This window comes from Acetobacter orientalis (genome assembly GCF_000963965.1).
In the GTDB taxonomy this organism is placed as follows: domain Bacteria; phylum Pseudomonadota; class Alphaproteobacteria; order Acetobacterales; family Acetobacteraceae; genus Acetobacter; species Acetobacter orientalis.
Genome location: NZ_BAMX01000007.1, coordinates 19,484 through 38,513 on the forward strand (window position 1 = coordinate 19,484; position 19,030 = coordinate 38,513).

At 49.8% G+C, this 19,030-nt stretch carries 6 protein-coding genes; all 6 read right to left on the minus strand.

What is annotated here, in order from left to right:
- Nucleotides 1-215: 215 nt before the first annotated feature.
- On the minus strand, nucleotides 216-9,641 hold the full coding sequence (locus Abor_RS02840; RefSeq protein ID WP_048840331.1) for an autotransporter outer membrane beta-barrel domain-containing protein: 9,426 nt from the start codon (nucleotides 9,639-9,641) through the stop codon (nucleotides 216-218).
- Nucleotides 9,524-13,240: a beta strand repeat-containing protein gene (locus tag Abor_RS02845; RefSeq protein ID WP_146855174.1), complete on the minus strand. Its 3,717-nt coding sequence runs from the start codon at nucleotides 13,238-13,240 to the stop codon at nucleotides 9,524-9,526. The genes Abor_RS02840 and Abor_RS02845 overlap by 118 nt, the downstream gene beginning before the upstream one ends.
- Nucleotides 13,241-13,555: 315 nt before the next feature.
- The gene (locus Abor_RS02850) at nucleotides 13,556-14,197 is read right to left on the minus strand and encodes an invasion associated locus B family protein (protein ID WP_048840332.1); all 642 of its coding nucleotides are present in this window, start codon (nucleotides 14,195-14,197) and stop codon (nucleotides 13,556-13,558) included.
- A gap of 310 nt (nucleotides 14,198-14,507) precedes the next feature.
- A complete protein-coding gene (locus tag Abor_RS02855; protein ID WP_048840334.1) occupies nucleotides 14,508-15,221 on the minus strand; it encodes a response regulator transcription factor in 714 nt (237 codons plus the stop codon).
- Between the two features lie 24 nt (nucleotides 15,222-15,245).
- Nucleotides 15,246-18,086, minus strand: a complete 2,841-nt coding sequence (locus tag Abor_RS02860; RefSeq protein ID WP_048840335.1) for an ATP-binding protein — start codon at nucleotides 18,084-18,086, stop codon at nucleotides 15,246-15,248.
- Between the two features lie 193 nt (nucleotides 18,087-18,279).
- Entirely contained in the window at nucleotides 18,280-19,026 is a 747-nt protein-coding gene (locus tag Abor_RS02865) for an ABC transporter ATP-binding protein (RefSeq protein ID WP_048840336.1), read from the minus strand.
- Nucleotides 19,027-19,030: the final 4 nt, after the last annotated feature.

Sequence of the window (19,030 nt, forward strand, 5' to 3'; positions counted from 1 at the left end):
AGGTCAGACTCCTTGTAATATCGCAAAAACAACTTAGTGCAAACTATCTAATAAGCTTAATTTGTTAGAGTGGATAGCGCATCATATCTCTATTCAAACATAGTAAAAAACAGAATCTGACAAAAAATAAAAAATTATATTTTTTGAGAAAAGTGCAAAAAGGGCTTTTTTAAAAAAAGCCCTTTTTGCACTTTTATTTATACTCCTGACGTCTTTTACCACTCTAGATGGAAGCCTCCTGTACCTGCAATACCGCGAGAAACATCCGAAAACACTCCAGTAAATTTACCATAAAGAGACCAACCATCGAGTGAGAACAGATTGAGGCCAGTCTCAACACGACCTGAATCGTGCCATGACTCTGTACCATGGGTTGTAAAGCTATATTCGGGTGCAAGTTGCAGCGCAGAAGTCGTGTAACGCTCTGGCAGGAACTCGTGCTGCCATGCCAACCTTGCAAAGGGGGTGAGTGAGACATGCCCCCCCAAAGACTGTTTTGTATCCATCTGCACGCCTGCGGAAAGTGGGAATGACCAGATTGTACGGTCATGATGCACCAACCCTGTAATAGCCGTAGCGGTCTGTGCACGCTCGTAACTGCCATTCATATTTAGAGAAGAAAACTGTAAGGCCACAAAGGGACTGATAGAGCTTGCCCCACGATGCAACGTATAGCCGCCCTCAATTTTACCGCTGGCGCTGTTAATTGCATAAGCGCTAGCAAACCGCTCCTGAATGGACGGAATAACAACAGATGAGGCCATTGTGCCGGGAATATACACACTCCGGTTAGAGTTAACATGCGTGTGCGTATAGCTTAGCACCATATTTTCATAAAAATTCTTTTGCTTTAAAGCACCATATAGAGCGGCATGGCCGGAGTTAAGCTGGCCATAAGCCGCACGTTCTGCGGCACTAACATTAGAACGATCCCACCCACCCGCTAAACCAATGAGCATGTTCGGATTTACCTGATAATCTAAACCGGCGGCCATACCATACCCATAGGTATTAAACTGCGCTGTACCAGTATGGGTATTCCCATCGTATGTAGTGTTGCCACCGTAGCTGTTAAGCCATGCGTGCCAGTTTTCTGTATTGTTGCAGACTTGAACAGATTTTTTATCCTTCTTGGCTATGTTAACACCTTGTGCCGCGCAGTCTCCCAACACAACGCGGCCTGCTTGCACGCCTGTGCGCCATGATGCAGTTTGCTGCAAGACCGTTGACATAAACAGATCATTATTATCGATAATTGCCTGCTGGTAGTCACTTTGCGCTTCATCATTGAGCGCATGATACATCGCGTTGAGAGCTTTAACATCTGGTTGGTAATAAAGCGCAGAATACAGGTGCGTTAAACCTGCTGAGTTTGTAACCGGTATTACCCCCAGCATATTTGCCAAAGACCCAGCAACAGCATCTGTGCCTTTAGGGGTAAAGGTGACATCACGCGCCAGTACCAAATCTGCACCGTTGCCTGCCAACCCATAGGAGGTAACGGCAGACGGCAGCGCATCTATAACTAAACCGTTGTTGGTCGTGCCTTCTTGTGCACTCACAATCACATCACCGCGGGTCCCGGGCCGTATGTCGCCCGGATCGGTAATGTTGAGCTTGAGCGTGCCTGCCAAAGTGGCCTTACCGCTTACGTTCAGTTTGTCCGTAACAGGGTCTAGTTCTACGTCAGCCACGTAGGTGCCTGTTGCCAACTGCACAAAAGAGCCGGTCAGATTGGTCGTGGTAATCTGACCTACCCCTCCGGGCGAGAAATACCCGGCATTGGTCAGTACGTCGTCTGTACCGGTACCAAGATGTACAGTATCACCTGTAATAAGGCGACCTTCAACATGGTTGGTTAACGCAGCATTACCAAGATTGATTGAACCGATAATAGTACCTGTATTCTCTACGGTATCACGTATTTGGGTGCCACTACCTTGAATGGCGGTGCCATCGATCCAACCGCCTGTGCTACTTAAATGACCAACACTATCAAGCACGATAGCTTCTACCTGCCCTTTTCCGGTAATAAAGCCAGCGTTAACCAACGTATTCGCTGCACCGTCCATCATACCTATGGCAGCACCTGTGCCTGTACCACCAATAATATGGCTGGAGGCATCTATATTAATGCTTATAGCACCATTGGTTTTGCCAACACTCTGCGCCCAAATAGCGTAAGAACCAGCACCGGTTGTCGCAATATCGCCGCTTTGGCTGATATGCACAGCACCGGCTGTGCCATTCCCGCCCAGTGTCAGCCCAGTTAGCTGGCCAGAGGCTTGAGCGACCAAACCACCGCCACCAGCGACAGATTGTGCTACCAGACCGTTTGCCGCAGCGCCGGTTGTTATAATCTGACGAGCTGTGTTGGTAAGAGTTACTGCACCGCCATTACCTGTATTGTTGCTACCTGTCGTGCTAATATTTACGTTTTGCCCAGCAGACACAACCAACGCGCCACCGCCGCCAACAGACTGCGCAATGACAGCAGTTGCACCAATGCCCGATGTTTGAATAGTCGCAGCGTTTGTTACGGTTACATCCCCAGCAGAACCATTAGCCTGTGTGATATCAAAACTCACATCGCCATCACTGTTTAGAGATATGCCACCGCCACCCCCAACAGACTGGGCAATAATGCCAACTGCTTCGTTACCTGTGGTTTGAATATACCCACTCTCCAGAGACGTAACGGTAACAGTTTGCCCATTGCTGCTCTGAGCATTGCCTGTGCCAGTACCACCAATGCTTACGGTATCACCCCCTGTAGCAAGGCCGCCACCGCCGCCAATAGACTGGGCCAGCAACCCGGTAGACGCCATACCTTTGGTAACAACCTGCCCACTATTGGTAAGAGTAACGGCGCCGCCATCTCCTGCACCGCCGTTAGAGCCTGACGCCAGAGCAATAAGCTGCTTACCTTTGTTAAATATGCCTAAAATGCTTTGTACAATCCCAAGGCCACCAGTGGCACTACCACCACCACCGCCAACAGACTGCGCAACAGCACCAGCAGCATACGTGCCCTCTGTTTGTAGATAAGCAGCATTGTTGATGCTCACAGCACCACCCGTACCCCCACCAGCACCATTAGCAAAAACACCGATAGAAACAGCATTTAACCCAGCGGTACCACCATTACCGCCGCCACCGCCAATAGATTGCGCAAAAATAGCATCGGCATTGTCACCCTTTGTAAGAATGGCTGCACTTAGCTGGTCAGAACCCTCTGTACCATTCAATACCGTAACAGCATCACCGTTACCCGCGGCACCGCCAGACCCGCCAACCGCAATGCCGTCATAGTTGGTGCCGCCGCCATTACCCCCACCACCGCCGATGGATTGGGCGAAAATACCGCGTGATGCTGCACCAACTGTCTGGATAACGCCTTGGTTACTGACCGTAACCGCACCCCCATTACCACCAGCACCGCCAATACCCCCAACAGCCAGAACAGCTTTTTCTGAGGCATCGCCAGCGTTACCGCCGCCACCGCCAATAGACTGCGCAAAAACACCATCCGCCTCGTTACCTTGCGTAGCCAGTTGCGCGTAGTTACTTACAGAAACACTGCCGCCATTGCCGGTAACTTTATTGGTTAGGGCGTCCGTTATCAGGCCTGTGGTGCTGCCACCAATGCTTATAAGGCCGCCGCCTTTACCCCCATTGCCACCACCGCCGCCAATAGACTGCGCCATAATGGCCGTGGCCATATCACCCACAGTGGTGACTGAGGCTGCCAACTGGTTGCCAAATGTACCATTGAGAACAACAACATCACCGCCGTCACCCGCGGCAGAACCCCAGCCACCTAGCCCTATTTTGCTAGAAGCGCTGGCATCACCACCGGCACCACCACCGCCACCAATGGACTGTGCAAAAACACCAAGTGAGCCACTACCATGTGTAGAAATTAGGTTCTGGTTATTGATGCTAACAAGGCCACCATTGCCGCCAATACCACCAACACCACCAATGGCTACAATACCGCTGCCAGCAGTACCGCCCGAGCTACCACCGCCACCACCAATAGACTGCGCCATGATACCATCGGAGTCATCTCCCTGAGTAACTAGTGCTGAGTAGTTATTGACCGCCACAGTGCCACCATTGCCGGTAATAGTGCCGGGCAGCAAACTTGTTGAACTGCCACCAATACCTAACTTGCCGCCACCAGCGCCGCCATTACCACCACCACCACCACCACCGATGGATTGGGCAAAAATGGCATTAGACTGGTTACCCACGGTCAAAATAGTTGCGGGTGTAGCATTTCCTGTTACCCCGTTAATGACCTGCACATCGCCACCATTACCGGCGCTTGTGCCCCAACCACCAACACCAACCACACTGGAAGAGCTGGCGTTGCCACCATTACCACCACCGCCCCCGATAGATTGGGCCATGATACCGCTTGAGGTATCACCCTGTGTTTGAATAGCGTTAAGGTTGGTTACACTAACTTTGCCACCATTACCCGCCGCACCACCAAAACCACCGAGTGTAAACGTGCTGCCCCCTGTTGAGGCATCACCCCCGTTACCGCCGCCGCCGCCAATAGACTGGGCAATAATACCCGCAGCTTCTGCATTTTGGGTTAGCACAATACCGTAGTTGGTAACGCTAACAGCACCGCCCTCACCCGCAACTGAGTTAAGCAAACCGCCGCCCATACCACCAATGGTAATTTTGCCAGCACCGTCCCCACCATTACCGCCACCACCACCGATGGACTGCGCCAGTATACCCGTAGCACCTTTGCCCGTTGTTTGAATAATACCTTGCCCACTCGGTTGATCTGCGCTGCCGTTAATAACGCTTACGTTGCCGCCATCACCCGCAGAGCTACCAAAACCACCAATACCCAGCTGACCAGAACTGCCAGAGTTACCTTGCCCACCATCGCCACCTCCGCCGCCAACAGACTGCGCAAAAATGCCGATAGAATCTATACCGGTAGTGCTAATATTGCCGGTATTAGTAACTGAAACATCTCCACCACTTCCAGCTGCACCGCCAAAACCACCAATAGAAATGGTCATGTCGTTCATACCGCTTAAGGCAGATAAATACTGCAAATTGGACATGTCATTGACGTATTCATCAGGAATAACACCTGACAGGCCAATAATGGCCTTGCCACCACTACCGCCACCACCGCCAATAGACTGTGCGGCAATACCATCTGAAAAATTGCCTACAGTTTGAATAAGCCCTGCATTGGAAACAGTAGTTGCACCGCCATCACCACTTGCACCACCAGAGCCACCAATGCTGAGAGAGAGCGATTTATTATCGCCCGTATTATTTTTGATATACGTTAAACCATCGGGGTCGTCAGAGGTTTTGCCAATTTTTGGAATATCGGCTTTTTCAATGGTAAGCACCATAGAAATAGAGTTAGCCTGCCCCCCTGTACCACCACCGCCACCAATAGATTGCGCTAAAATACCAGCTGCATTTACACCAGATGTCGCAATAAGCCCTTGCTGAGTTACATCAACAGTACCAGCGTTTTCGCCCGTGCCGCCAAAACCACCAACAGAAATGGCTGCATTAATAACATCCCCCCCGCTATTGCCGTTAAAGACCACCACACCAGACAAACTGGTGCCGCCATTACCGCCACCACCGCCTATAGACTGGGCCACAATAGCTTGGGCATTAGCGCCTGATGTTAAAAGCTGGCCGTTACTGTTAACAAAAACATCGCCCCCTATCGCACCGGCACCGCCAAAACCACCTACTGTGGCGCTTAGGTTAACGGTTGTGTCCTCTCCGCCAGAAGAAATCATGAGAGAACCAGCGTTACCGCCGTTACCGCCACCGCCGCCTATAGATTGAGCGGCGATAGCGTGTGAGCTATCACCCTTGGTTGTAATATCACCTACAGAAATTACATCTACCGTGCTACCAGCACCGCCAACACCCCCAAAGCCACCTACTGTTGCTACAAAGCTTTTTGACGATTCATTGCTAATTTCACCGGTAAAAGCAGACCCACCGTTACCGCCGCCGCCGCCTATAGACTGCGCCAAAATACCACTAGCCTGCGCACCCTGCGTACTAATGGGGCTATTGCTTTTTACGGTTACAGAGCCGCCATCTCCACCAGCACCACCCCAACCACCAACACTGGCACTGACGCCAATGCTGTCTTCAGAGGCACCAACCTGTGCACCGAGTGTAGAACCACCCACACCGCCGCCGCCGCCTATAGACTGCGCAACCACCGCGCCAGCATCATCACCCGTGGTAACAATGGCTCCATCGACCGTCACCAGCACCGACCCAGCACTACTCGCTGCCTTGCCGCCAAAGCCACCCAACGCAAAGCCAGCACTTACGTTCGTGCCTTCGCTGTAAGACAGGGTTAGGTCTGTTGAGAACCCACCATTACCGCCACCACCAGCAACAGACTGCGCCAAAATACCAATGGAGCCTTTGCCAAGTGTGCCAATAAAATCATCACTAGAAACTGTGACATTGCCGGAGTTTTCTCCGCTACCGCCAAAACCGCCAATAGAGACCGCTGCGGCAACAGACGTGCCTTCATCTGTGCTCACATCAAGGCTGGCCGTGCCAGCAATACCACCATTACCACCGCCGCCGCCAATAGACTGGGCCTCGATGCCGATAGAATCATTCCCCTTCGTAAAAACTGTCGCACCCATATTGGATGTAGGGGTGGCGCCGTTTAGCGTATTGCTGGAAACAGTAACATCTCCAGCCGTGTTGCCCGACCCACCGTGGCCACCAATGCTAAATGCACCAGATGCAGAGTTTTCAGCCGAAAAGGCCAGCGAGCCAGCAAGGCTCATGCTGCCATTACCACCGCCGCCGCCAACAGATTGAGCAACAATAGCAGACGACATGGCCGCATCTGTCTGAATATACGCCGTGTTGGTGACACTGACATTGCCCGCCGTACCACCTGTACCGCCTTGCCCACCAACAGCAAGAGACAGCGCACCTGAGTTTTCACCCACAGTACCAGTACCCGCCACCACCATGCTGCTATTACCACCACCACCACCGATGGACTGAGCTAAAATACCATCAGACAAAATATCATGCGTTGTAATGATAGCCGTATTGCTGACCGTAACGCTCGAAGCCGTACTGCCAGAACCACCTTTACCACCAACACCTACAGAGGCCCCAAAAGAGCTTCCATCTGCACTTAATGAAATGCCAGCAGCCACCACTATGCCGCTGTTACCACCACCCCCACCAATAGACTGCGCCATAATGGCGTTGGCCCCAGCACCTGTGGTGTCAATAGTAGCTGTATTACCAAGCGTAACACTACCAGCCGCACCACCACCGCCACCAGCACCACCTAATGCCAAAGACAGCGTTGCCGACCCGTCATCTCCACTCAGGGCAAGACTACCTGCGGCAACTACACCGCCGTTACCACCACCACCACCAATAGACTGCGCAACAAGACCGTTAGATAACGCACCACTTGTTTGGATAAGACCTGAGTTTTCAAACGTGACGGCCCCAGATTCTGACCCACTCCCGCCTGCACCACCTAGCCCAACACTAATAGCCAGCGAAGCACCCGTGGCGGCAGAAGCCGCCCCGGCAATGGCCATACCGCCATTACCACCGCCACCGCCAATAGACTGCGCAACAATAGCAGACGACGAGGCCTCTTGAGTTTTGATATCCCCTGAATTGGTCAGGCTGACATCACCCCCCTTACCACCAGAACCGCCTTTGTTGCCCAATGCAACAGATAGCCCAGCCCCTACCTGATCAGACAAGGAAATAGCACCGGCAACAGTTGTGCCTGCATTACCGCCACCGCCACCAATAGACTGCGCCAAAATACCATCTGCATGGAGGCCATCAGTCTGAATAAGGCCGGTATTCTCTAAGGTAACATGGTCCGCAGTACCAGCAGAGCCGCCACTGCCACCAAGCGCAAGAGACGCCGCCACACTTGCTGTACCTGTGGTAAAAGATAGCCCTCCGGCAACACTTAAGCCACCATTACCACCGCCACCACCAATAGATTGTGCAGCAAGACCGCCTGAAAAATTACCTGCTGTAACAACTTGGTTTGTGTTTTTTAAATACACAGTAGCAGCATTACCACCGCCACCACCGGCACTGCCCAATGCTAGGGCAACGCTACCGTTTGCCTCGCTTGATATGGCCACAGAACCAGCAACAGTTGTGCCCCCATTACCACCACCGCCACCAATAGATTGTGCGGTTACACCAGTAGCACTTACCCCATCAGTCTGGATCAAGCCACTATTGGTTAGGCTGACGTCACTCCCCCCACCACCAGAACCACCAGAACCACCTAAAGCAACAGCGGCACTCAGTGCCCCTTCACCCGCAGAGCCACTGGCAGAAACAACAAACCCACCATTACCGCCACCACCGCCAATAGACTGTGCAGTCAAACCACCAGACATGGCACCAGACGTTACTACTTGGCCTTGGTTATCAAGCGTTACACCAGCAGCGTTTCCACCTTCACCACCGGATCCCCCCAAGGCAAGGTTCAGCGCAACAGACGCCTCTCCCGACACAGACAAAGAACCGGCAACATCCAAGCCCCCATTACCACCACCACCACCGACAGATTGCGCAACAATACCAGAAGACAGAGCGCCACTGGTTTGCAGAGCGGCTGTATTAGACACAGTTACAAGGCCGGCGTCGGCCCCTGTGCCGCCAGCACCGCCAAGGCCAACAGCAACAGACCCACTTACATCTGGCGAGAGAGCCACAGAGCCAGCAACAGTTGTGCCACCGTTACCACCACCGCCACCAATAGACTGGGCTAGTATGGCATTAGATAAGCTACCCTTAGTTTGAATAATCCCTGTATTGGTCAGGGTTGTTGCACCAGCCTGCCCCCCAGAGCCACCCTTACCCCCAAGGGCCACAGCCCCCGACAAACCAGGCCCGCTAGCTGCCAACGACAAGTTAGCCGCCACCGTCAGGCCGCCATTACCACCGCCGCCGCCAATAGACTGTGCAACAAGACCACCAGACATAGCTCCGGCAGTAACAATCTGGCCCTCATTGTGCAGGGTCACTGTATCGGCAGTATTACCGCTCCCACCAGCGCCGCCGAGGGCAACAGAAACACCCGCTCCACCTTCAAGACCGGCAGCCATAGAGCCACCAACCGTAGTTCCCGCATTGCCGCCACCACCACCAATAGACTGCGCTTCTACGGCGTTCGATAGACTACCCTGTGTTTGAATATTTGCTGTATTTGTAAGGTTAACTGCTGCAGCACGCCCACCCGTACCGCCATTACCCCCTAAAGCGACAGAACCAGCAATTGCCCCACTTGTTACCGACAAAGACAGATCGGCGGCCACTGTCAGGCCACCATTGCCGCCGCCACCGCCAATAGACTGAGCAGCCAAACCTCCAGACAAATCACCACTAGTGCTAATTTGCCCGCTGTTATCAAGCGTTACAGTGTTTGCAGTATTCCCATTCCCGCCTGAACCGCCGAGCGCTACAGCAAGGCCTACTGAGCCTTCAACACCACCTGAAAATGCGGCCCCGACCGTAGTGCCACCATTACCACCGCCACCACCAATAGACTGTGCAATAACTGCGGTAGAATTTGTACCGTGCGTGTACACTGCGCCGGAGTTATTAAGATTAACGGCACCGCCCGTACCGCCAGACCCACCCTTGCTGCCAACAGCAACAGAGGCAGCAAGGCCCCCATACTTGCCTGTGCACCACCAGCAAGCACAAACCCGCCGTTACCGCCACCACCGCCAAGAGACTGCGCAACAAGGCCATTGGCCATTGCTGCATCTGTCAACACTTGGCCCGCATTCTCTAGCGTCACAGCCCCAGCAGACCCGCCAGAACCACCAGAGCCACCTAAAGCAAGGTCAAGCGATACGGCACCTGAAGCGGAAAGCGATAAACCGCCTGCCAAATCAAAACCGCCATTGCCACCACCGCCCCCGATGGATTGTGCAACAACGCCAGACGATAACGCACCAGCAGTGTGCACAGCGCCATCATTGTGCACATGCACATCTGCACTATTCCCACCAGAGCCGCCCGAGCCGCCCAGCCCCACAGACACATTGCCGCTAAAACCAAGACCCAGAGCAACAGAGGCCGCAACCGTGGTGCCACCATTGCCACCACCGCCCCCAATAGACTGAGCGACAAGACCAGAAGATTGCGCGCCAGTGGTCTGCAGTGCGCCACTACTGGTAACATCAACCTGCCCGCCGTTGCCGCCGCCGCCGCCGTTACCCCCAACTGCCACAGCAATAGAGCCAGCAGCCCCCAAGCTGGCTGTACCAGCCACAGCAACAGCCGTACCACCATTACCGCCGCCGCCGCCAATAGACTGCGCCAAGATAGCCGTAGATTGAGCACCCTGCGTAATAATCGATTCCGTATTGCCGGTAATCTGCACATGGCCGGCCGTACTGGCCTTACCCGCACTACCACCTAAAGACACACCAATAGCACCACCCACATCAAAAGCGGCTACTGTGCCTGTGGCAGCTACAGCCCAGCCACCATTACCACCCCCACCACCAATAGATTGGGCAATAATACCACCTGATTGATTACCGAGTGTTTGAATACCATCAGAATTAAGCCCGTTAACCTGCACAGTAACATCTTGTGCAGACCCACCGCCGGAGCCTTTACCGCCTATAGCAACCGCACCAGACAGCGTAACAGACCCAGCCATTGCAAGACCAAAGCCACCATTACCACCACCGCCACCAATAGACTGTGCAAGTATAGCCGCGGACTCATCACTATGTGTTGCAAGGTTACCGCCCATCGTAACGTTTACGCTTGAGGCATCCCCCCCCGCGCCACCATTACCGCCCAATGCAACCGAAAAGGCGGCTACCCCCACACTGGCCGCAGCACTAAACCCACCGTTGCCACCACCACCGCCAATAGACTGCGCAATAATACCACTAGAATTCATGCCCCACGTGGCAATATCGTTAGTGGCAGTAACGCTTACGCCTGCGCCATTACCCCCTTCCCCCCCGGAGCCACCCATAGCAATCGAGATTGATGCAGAAATAGCAACAGCACCGCCACCGTTACCACCACCACCACCAATAGACTGGGCCATGATAGCACTTGAGGCATTACCGTAGGTTGTGAGAGCACCCGAACTACCAATAGAGACAGTACCGCTACTGCCCCCAAAACCACCAGAGCCACCAATGCTTAAAGCAAGGGGGCCAGCCGAAACGGCAAAACCACCGTTACCGCCGCCACCCCCAATAGACTGGCCGACAATACCCATTGCGCCAGTAACGCTTGAGGGGTCACCGCCTTTGGCGTTAAGCCCTGTTACAATCGTACCGCTATTTGTAATGGTAACATTATCGCCGGTACCACCACCGCCGGCATGCCCACCAATACTAAACACACCCGCACTGCTGCCGCCATTACCACCACCACCACCAATGGATTGAGCCAAAATACCATCAGCATAAGATGCCTGCGTGGTTAAGTTCCCGTGGTTGGTAACACTTACCGTGCCTGCGTTGCCGCCTGCGCCCCCACCGCCACCAAGGCCGACAAACCCATCTCCCGAGCCACCATGCGCACTATTTCCCCCCACAGACTGGGCAAGGACAGCATCGGCAGAATTGCCGCTGGTTGTAATTGTTGTTGGTACCAATACATGGTCTGGCGTTGTATAGTTGTTAATTGTAACAGAAACATTGCCGCCATTACCGCCAGCAGAACCATTGCCACCAATAGACAACCCGGCAACGCCTACGGCGTTATCTCCGGTGGTTGTAATACTACTAGCAGCGTTACCACCAAAAGCGACCTGCGCCGCACCACCAGAGCCACCAGCACCACCGTTACCGCCAGACCCTACAATGGTATAAGACCCACCGCCGTTACCGCCATCACCCCCTATAGATTCAGCACCCACGCCATAAACTGCCGAACCATTGCCAGAGATATTGATGATACCATCAGCCATTGCAGCCACGCTCCCAGCATTGCCGCCTACACCGCCTTTAGCCCCTTTACCACCCACATAGTAAGTACCGCCCTTACCGCCATCGCCACCTTGGCTAATGGCTAAAACCCCTGACTCGCCCTGCGTTGCGTTAATTGTTGCTGTCGGGCTACTGGGTTTATAGGTCAGGCTTGTGTTACTGGGTACCGCAACCCCAGAAGCACCACCATCAAGCTGGTCGCCTTGGCTTATACTAAAGGTCTGATCGCCTGTGGCAGATTGCGTAACCTGCGCAGTAAGCCCCTGCGTTACATCCCCTAGGCTACCATCTGTGGGTAATGTGCCAGTACCATTATTGCTTGCAAATGTAGCCGATACTGTACCACCGGAACTTTGTTGGTTATCTGCACCAACAACCGTAACATTATATTGGTACAGCCCATTTTCATCGACAGCAGCTTGTGGCGGCGTTGTACCATCTGCACTCGGCGTAAAAACCTGATCATAAATACGCTGCGTACCATCATCATATGTAATGACAACTTTGCTATAATCGGCGTTAGTTTGAATATTTTTGACGGTACCGTCGCTACCAAAAATAGACGTTCCCATATCATTAGGGGAAATACTGCTACTATCCGCAAGCCCCACAGAATTAATCTGCGTTGCACCGTGTAGAGACAAAGTAAGCGCAGAAACGCTACCATCGCTGGCAACCGTATCTGCTGGTGCAAGCGTGCCATCTATGTGCATCGTCTGCTTGTCACCGCTACTACTGGTTAATACTTCAGTATAAGCTGTGTTACCCGAATTAGGCGTAAAAACAGCCGTACTATTATCGCTATAGGTTAACGTTGCTGTATTTGTAGGTGCATCCCAATGCACACTGGTAATGGTAATGGCCGTATTCGTGCTACCACCATTCCCCCCTTTTTTAGGGGGCACAAACAGCACGCCAATATGGCCGTTTTTACCATTTTTGCCGCTCTCTGTTAACGTGCCTGCATTATCGCCCGCAGTATAAGAAAACGATGATGACGGAGAGGAAGACGTAAAACCACCAATGTTAACGGCTTGTGACTCTGCCGCATAAGACTGCGCTGGAAAAAGTACAGCAACCAAAAATGGTGTAGAACACATTAATTTTAAGCTAAAAGACGGCACATATACTTTGCTCTCAACACCATAAGAGCGCGAAAAGTTATTCTGCACCAAGGCAGAAAGTACAACTGACTCTTGCTGACTTACTCTTGACATATGCTTACAATCAAGTGACGGGAGAGCCCCCTTAGCGGAGGATACAATTTTCTTTTTCATCACTACCTGTCACTTTCGATTAGCAGACACGCCAAAACTCCGCGCACACCAAAGGCGAGATAAAGTTTTTATTTTTTATTTAATGTTTTTGCATTAGAAGTATCTAATGCAAACGAGTGTAAGCCAGCATACCAAATGCTTTATTTTTCGTGTCAACGCGTATTAACAAATGCTGAAAATACGCGTCAAAAGAAATTTATTGAGCTATTCCACTCTTTACATAACCAGTTCAAAAAACATCAACGGCTCATGTTCTTAAAGTGGTGTCTTTGCTTTCCCCCATGCCTCTACGGCAAGAAGAGCATCAAGAAAATGTGCCATTTTATAATTAATTGTCACCACATCTCCGCCTTGTGCCGCAACGTGTGCCACACGAATGTGCCCATCCTTCGCACCACGTAAACTCGCCATCAGTGTTGGCGTTGCCTGCACACTCGAAAGGCAACCCGATGTTGTACACATGATATACGGCATACTAAGAGGTGCCGCAGAATCCAGCGTCAGTGTTGAAGGCTTTGTAAGGTCAAAACCCAAAGGGGTCATCAGGCTCACTTCATAAGGCCGGTCAGATAAAACCGGCGTTGTCGCATTAACCGAATGCCCAACAATAACCATACCGATGGAAATAGTCCGTCCCTGTTGCTGCATGCTCAGCTGTTGAGAAACAACACAGGCCGTTGCCGTGTGTGTTGCAGGCATATAGCTACAGCTTGCATGCCATGGCCCAAAATCTTGCTGCATGGTAATAGGAGAAGGCTGCATAGTAGGAGCGGCTGCATTTGCAGACTGCGCAGCATTATGGGCTGCTTGCTTAGCAGAAACAGCTGCCTCAGCCGGTGTTAATAAAGCACCTACAGCCAAAAGACCTAAAGCCGACAGAACGTTACGAATATACATGGCTTACTCCAACTCTTGCGCTCTATCTGCCGTCATGCGTTACTGCACGTTACATGCAAAATACGATAAAAAATTTATTGTATGGATAAAGGAAAAACATTCATTTTTAATAAGAAAATAGGCAATAAATATAAAAAATTTATTTACCCAACAGTCTATATTAAAAATACATTCTACTTCCCATACAACAACCCGTGCGTTCGCAACCAAACGCACGCTCACCTCTGGAAAGTGTGCAACAGTGTTAAAAGTGTGGCAACCCGCAAACCGTAATGGTTTGTCAACATCGGTTAACAAACCATATCTGCCTTTACAGCATGTCTAACCGGTAGCCATTCCCTCTTACGGTATTAATAACCGGCCTTGGTAAATCCATCAGGCCTGCCGCAGGGGGTATTTTACGCCGAATACGGGCCATAAGCGTATCAACCGTACGCTCCGTTACTTCACGCTCACTGCGCTGGCTAATCACATCTACCAAAATGTTTCTGGTTACTGCATGGCCTATAGAGCTGGCTAATGCCAACAACAAACCAAACTCTCCAGACGTAAAAGAAGCAGTAGCCCCACTAGGCGAACACAGTTGTTTGCGGATAACTTCCAGCCGCCAATTACCCAACACTATACTTGTCGGCCGTAACGCTCTGCGGCGTAAAACACTCCGTACACGCGCAGCTAGTTCGCGTAAATCAACAGGTTTTGTCACGTAATCATCACCCCCATCATCAAGAGCTTGAATACGATACGCCATGTCGGAACAGGATGTTACAAAAATTAAGGCTGCATGATCATGCACTCTCAAACGCCGTGCAGCTTCGCGACCATCACCATCGGGCAGTTGAATATCACACAGTACCAGATCGGGTGCCATAAGCCGCCACTGCACCTCCATTTCTGCCACAGTCACTGCCACATAAACCCGATAACCACATTGTTCCAAATATGTACGGATCAGCACCCTCAACTCAACAGCGTCTTCAACAAGCAGGATAGATGCCACACCATCACCGGTTACAAAGGTCATACAAACACGCTTTCCGGTCAGCTTTTATAAGGTTTCATTCTGCCTTAATGTCCGATCTAGTTCTGACAGCAAACACTTTGCTTCTGACAAATCATAAATCGTGGAAGGTTCACGTAACCCGTCTTCTACAATTGTGGCAAGCTGCCCCAATGCCTCGTACCCATAAGTACGGGCACTCCCACGTATACGGTGCGCTACACGGCGTATACAATCATAGTCGGTTGTTTCAAGCGCCATATACAACGCATTGTGACATTCTTGGCAGGCCTGTAAAAAAAGTGGCAACCCCGCAGCAATAAGATCTGCCTCCTGCACAACACTGTCGCCTTGGTTAACCAAGGCGGTTCCACAAACTTCTGAAATTGCTTTGAACAATTCATCAAGCACAACAGGTTTGGCAACAATATGCTCTATACCAACAGCATGGTAACGTAAAATATCACTCTCTATCACGTTAGCCGTCACGGCAATTATGGGCATACTCGCTATCGTCGTATTAAAATGAGTCGTTACGTAATGCGCTATTTCTTCACCCGATATGTCGGGCAAAACCATGTCGAGCAACATAACATCAAAATAAGTATTTTCTATTAATTCACGTGCTTTTTGACCGCTTTCAGCAACCGTAACATGCATATCAAATGTCGCTAGCATATCTTGCATAACCAGACGATTTTCAGGCGTATCTTCCACCAACAAGATACGCAACCCAAAGCGAGGCAAGCTTTTTTCGGCTATGTGTGTTACACGTTCCGGCTCTAGGTCTCTCACAGGTAATGTAAACGTAAATCTGCTTCCTCCTGCTATATTATCTAAAGAAACTTGTCCCCCCATTGCCGTAGCCAGCCGTTTGACAATCGCAAGGCCTAAACCTGAACCCGGTAAAATATTTGTTTCTGGCCCACGCACAAACTCTTGAAATAACATTCCCAAAACAGGCGGAGGAATACCCGGCCCACTATTAGTCAACTCAAAGACTACCGCCCACTCTTGCGAGGCATGCATAGTCGCACGAACCACAAACTGTATAGAACCATTTTTTGTAAATTTTATTGCATTATCAGTAACATTACCTAAAAGCTGTTGAATTCTATCGGGATCCCCCATCACAAGACTGGGTAATACATCAAATGTATATGTAAAAGCCAACCCAACCTGATGACATCTTTCAGCCATTAAATCAGCAAATTTCTGGCATAGCAGAGAAAGATCAAACGGTTTCTGAGCTATTTTTACGCGCCCAGCCTCTAGACGAGACATCTCCAGTATGTCGTCCAACAAACGCACAAGTCCGGCACCAGAAAATTTCATCAGGTCTAACCTGCGCCTTTGTTCTTCGCTCGGGTTATCGCGCAACAACAGGGTAGTCATACCAAAAATAGCATTTAAAGGTGTTCTTACTTCATGGCTCAAATGGGCCAAAAAGCGATCTTTATTAACCGCTTCTTTTTCGGCTAACTCTTTAGCACGATGTAACTCAGTTATGGTTTGCTCCAGCTGGTACGTTCTTTCTTCTACTTGCCCTTCAAGGCTATTATTCAATGCTGCAAGGGAAGAGGATAATACCTTCACTTTATCAAGTGTTTTTACAAAACGCTGTCCTAAAACAATAATATGAAAAAGCAACAAGAGCAGCCCTCCTAATGGGGCCACATCAATACCCGATAGCCAATGCGCATACATTAAACCGTCGTGCAGCACACAGAACAAGAAAATAACGACACCGATACCTAAAACATCTGCACCATATTCTCTATTATAAATCGCGACAGAAACACACCATACATAATAAAATGCTGAAATAATTAAAAATAAAACCGTAGCATCTCTAAATTGCGTGAAAATATAAACTGGCGTTGAAATAGACAAAAGGCAACCAGATATCGCAAAAGCCGTAATTAAATTCCCAGCTAAACAATGTAAATGCCCAGGAAACATGACCGCCAAAAGTCTAAAATAAATCGGCCATGGCACATAAATAGAAAGATACTCTATCCTAAAAAGAACAGACATAGATAATGATGGAAACATCTGGGCAAACACACCGCTTGTGCACCCCAATCTGACAGATAGTGAAATAACCAGAACTAGCAGCCACCCCCATCCAGACGACTGCGTTGTGAGCCCAAATGCTGCAATATAAAACGCCAGAATAAGAAGAGCCGCAAATACTCCTGTATCAAATACAAGCCTATATTCTCTATTTTTTTCTAAATTATCACGAGTTCCTATTAAAATAGGAGCACTCATACCTCCCTCAAAATGAAAATGATTAGAAACCTCTACTGCTAACGTAACTATATGCTGCTCTGGCTCAAGTGTAATAAATTGAGTAAGCGGTGTTTTTGCAATTTCATCTTGAGGTTCCGCTGCAACATGGCCAGCACTCGTAATCTTATACCCATCTATCCAAATTGCAGAAGCTGAGAGAATTTGAGGAATTTGTAAGCTTATTATAGGCGTATGCGCTGGAAGATATAAAAAAACACGATAAGTTGCTCTTCCCATACCAGAAAAAGTACCATCTTTATTAGGACGTGTACCACCATAATTCCACAAACGTGGCATATTAACAATTTTGTAAGGCGATTGAATAGAAGCGGTTGGACGAGAAAGGGTACGACCATCAAGTATGTTACAAAAGACTTGCCACTCACCATTTAAAGGTAAAACATCTTGTAACGCCCACAAACGTAGGTCAGCTTTGCCATTATGCACTGCTGGGCCATTAACAACAGACAAAGCACTTTTAGAGGTGGAATATAAATAGCCTACAGCAAAAACATTACCTAGAAAAAATATTGACACAACATATTTTAAAAATATTTTTTTATCTAAAAATAACAATATATTTTTATAGTTCATTATCTAAAAACTTTTGTTATGAAATCATCCTAAGCATATTCAATATTTTTTCTAATATTGATAGTTACAAAAAATAAAATTACGTGCATAGACATTTTACTCCCGAACCATAAAGACCCATATTTTAATCATCATCCTACACGTAAATTCGCTTCCTTCATTGAAGCCAGTAAAAGCTACCAATGAAAACCTCTCAATCTGGCCCATGAGCTTCTTTTAAAATATCCTCCAATGGCCCGCCAGCTAGCACTTGCCCCTCTTTAAGCCAAATCGCACGATCACAATACTGGCGCAAAGTTTCTGAACTATGCGATGCAATAACCAATATACCCGCGTTATCCATAATTTTATGCAACCTTGCTCGTGCTTTTTCAGCAAAACGCACATCACCTACCGCAATCATTTCATCCATTAAAATAATATCTGGCTGAATGGCGGTCGATACACCAAAGCCAAGCCTCATCGCCATACCGGAAGAATAAGTTCTCATTGGCAAGTCTAAATAAGGTCCAAGCTCTGAGAATTCTGCAATCTCGGGTACTAACGCTTTTGCTTGCGCTATACTCATACCGAGAAAAACAGCTCGCAGGATAATGTTTTCTCGACCTGTTTGCTCCGGATCCATACCCATAGAGAGATCAAGTAAAGAAGATACACGCCCCTTTATTATGGCAGAGCCAGACGATGGCTCATATACCCCGCCCAGTAAGTGCAGCATTGTTGACTTACCAGCGCCATTATGCCCAACCAGTGCTAAACGCGTGCCTGTTTTTAAGTGTAGGTTAATATCACGCAAAGCATGAATAACAACACGGTCATCTTTAGCTGACTGGCCAATATGCCCTCCAACCCGCTTCATTAGGTTACTCTTCAATGAGCGGCTACGCGCGTTATAGATTGAAAATTCTACGCTGGCGTTATCTAACTTAATTTCAACCATAATC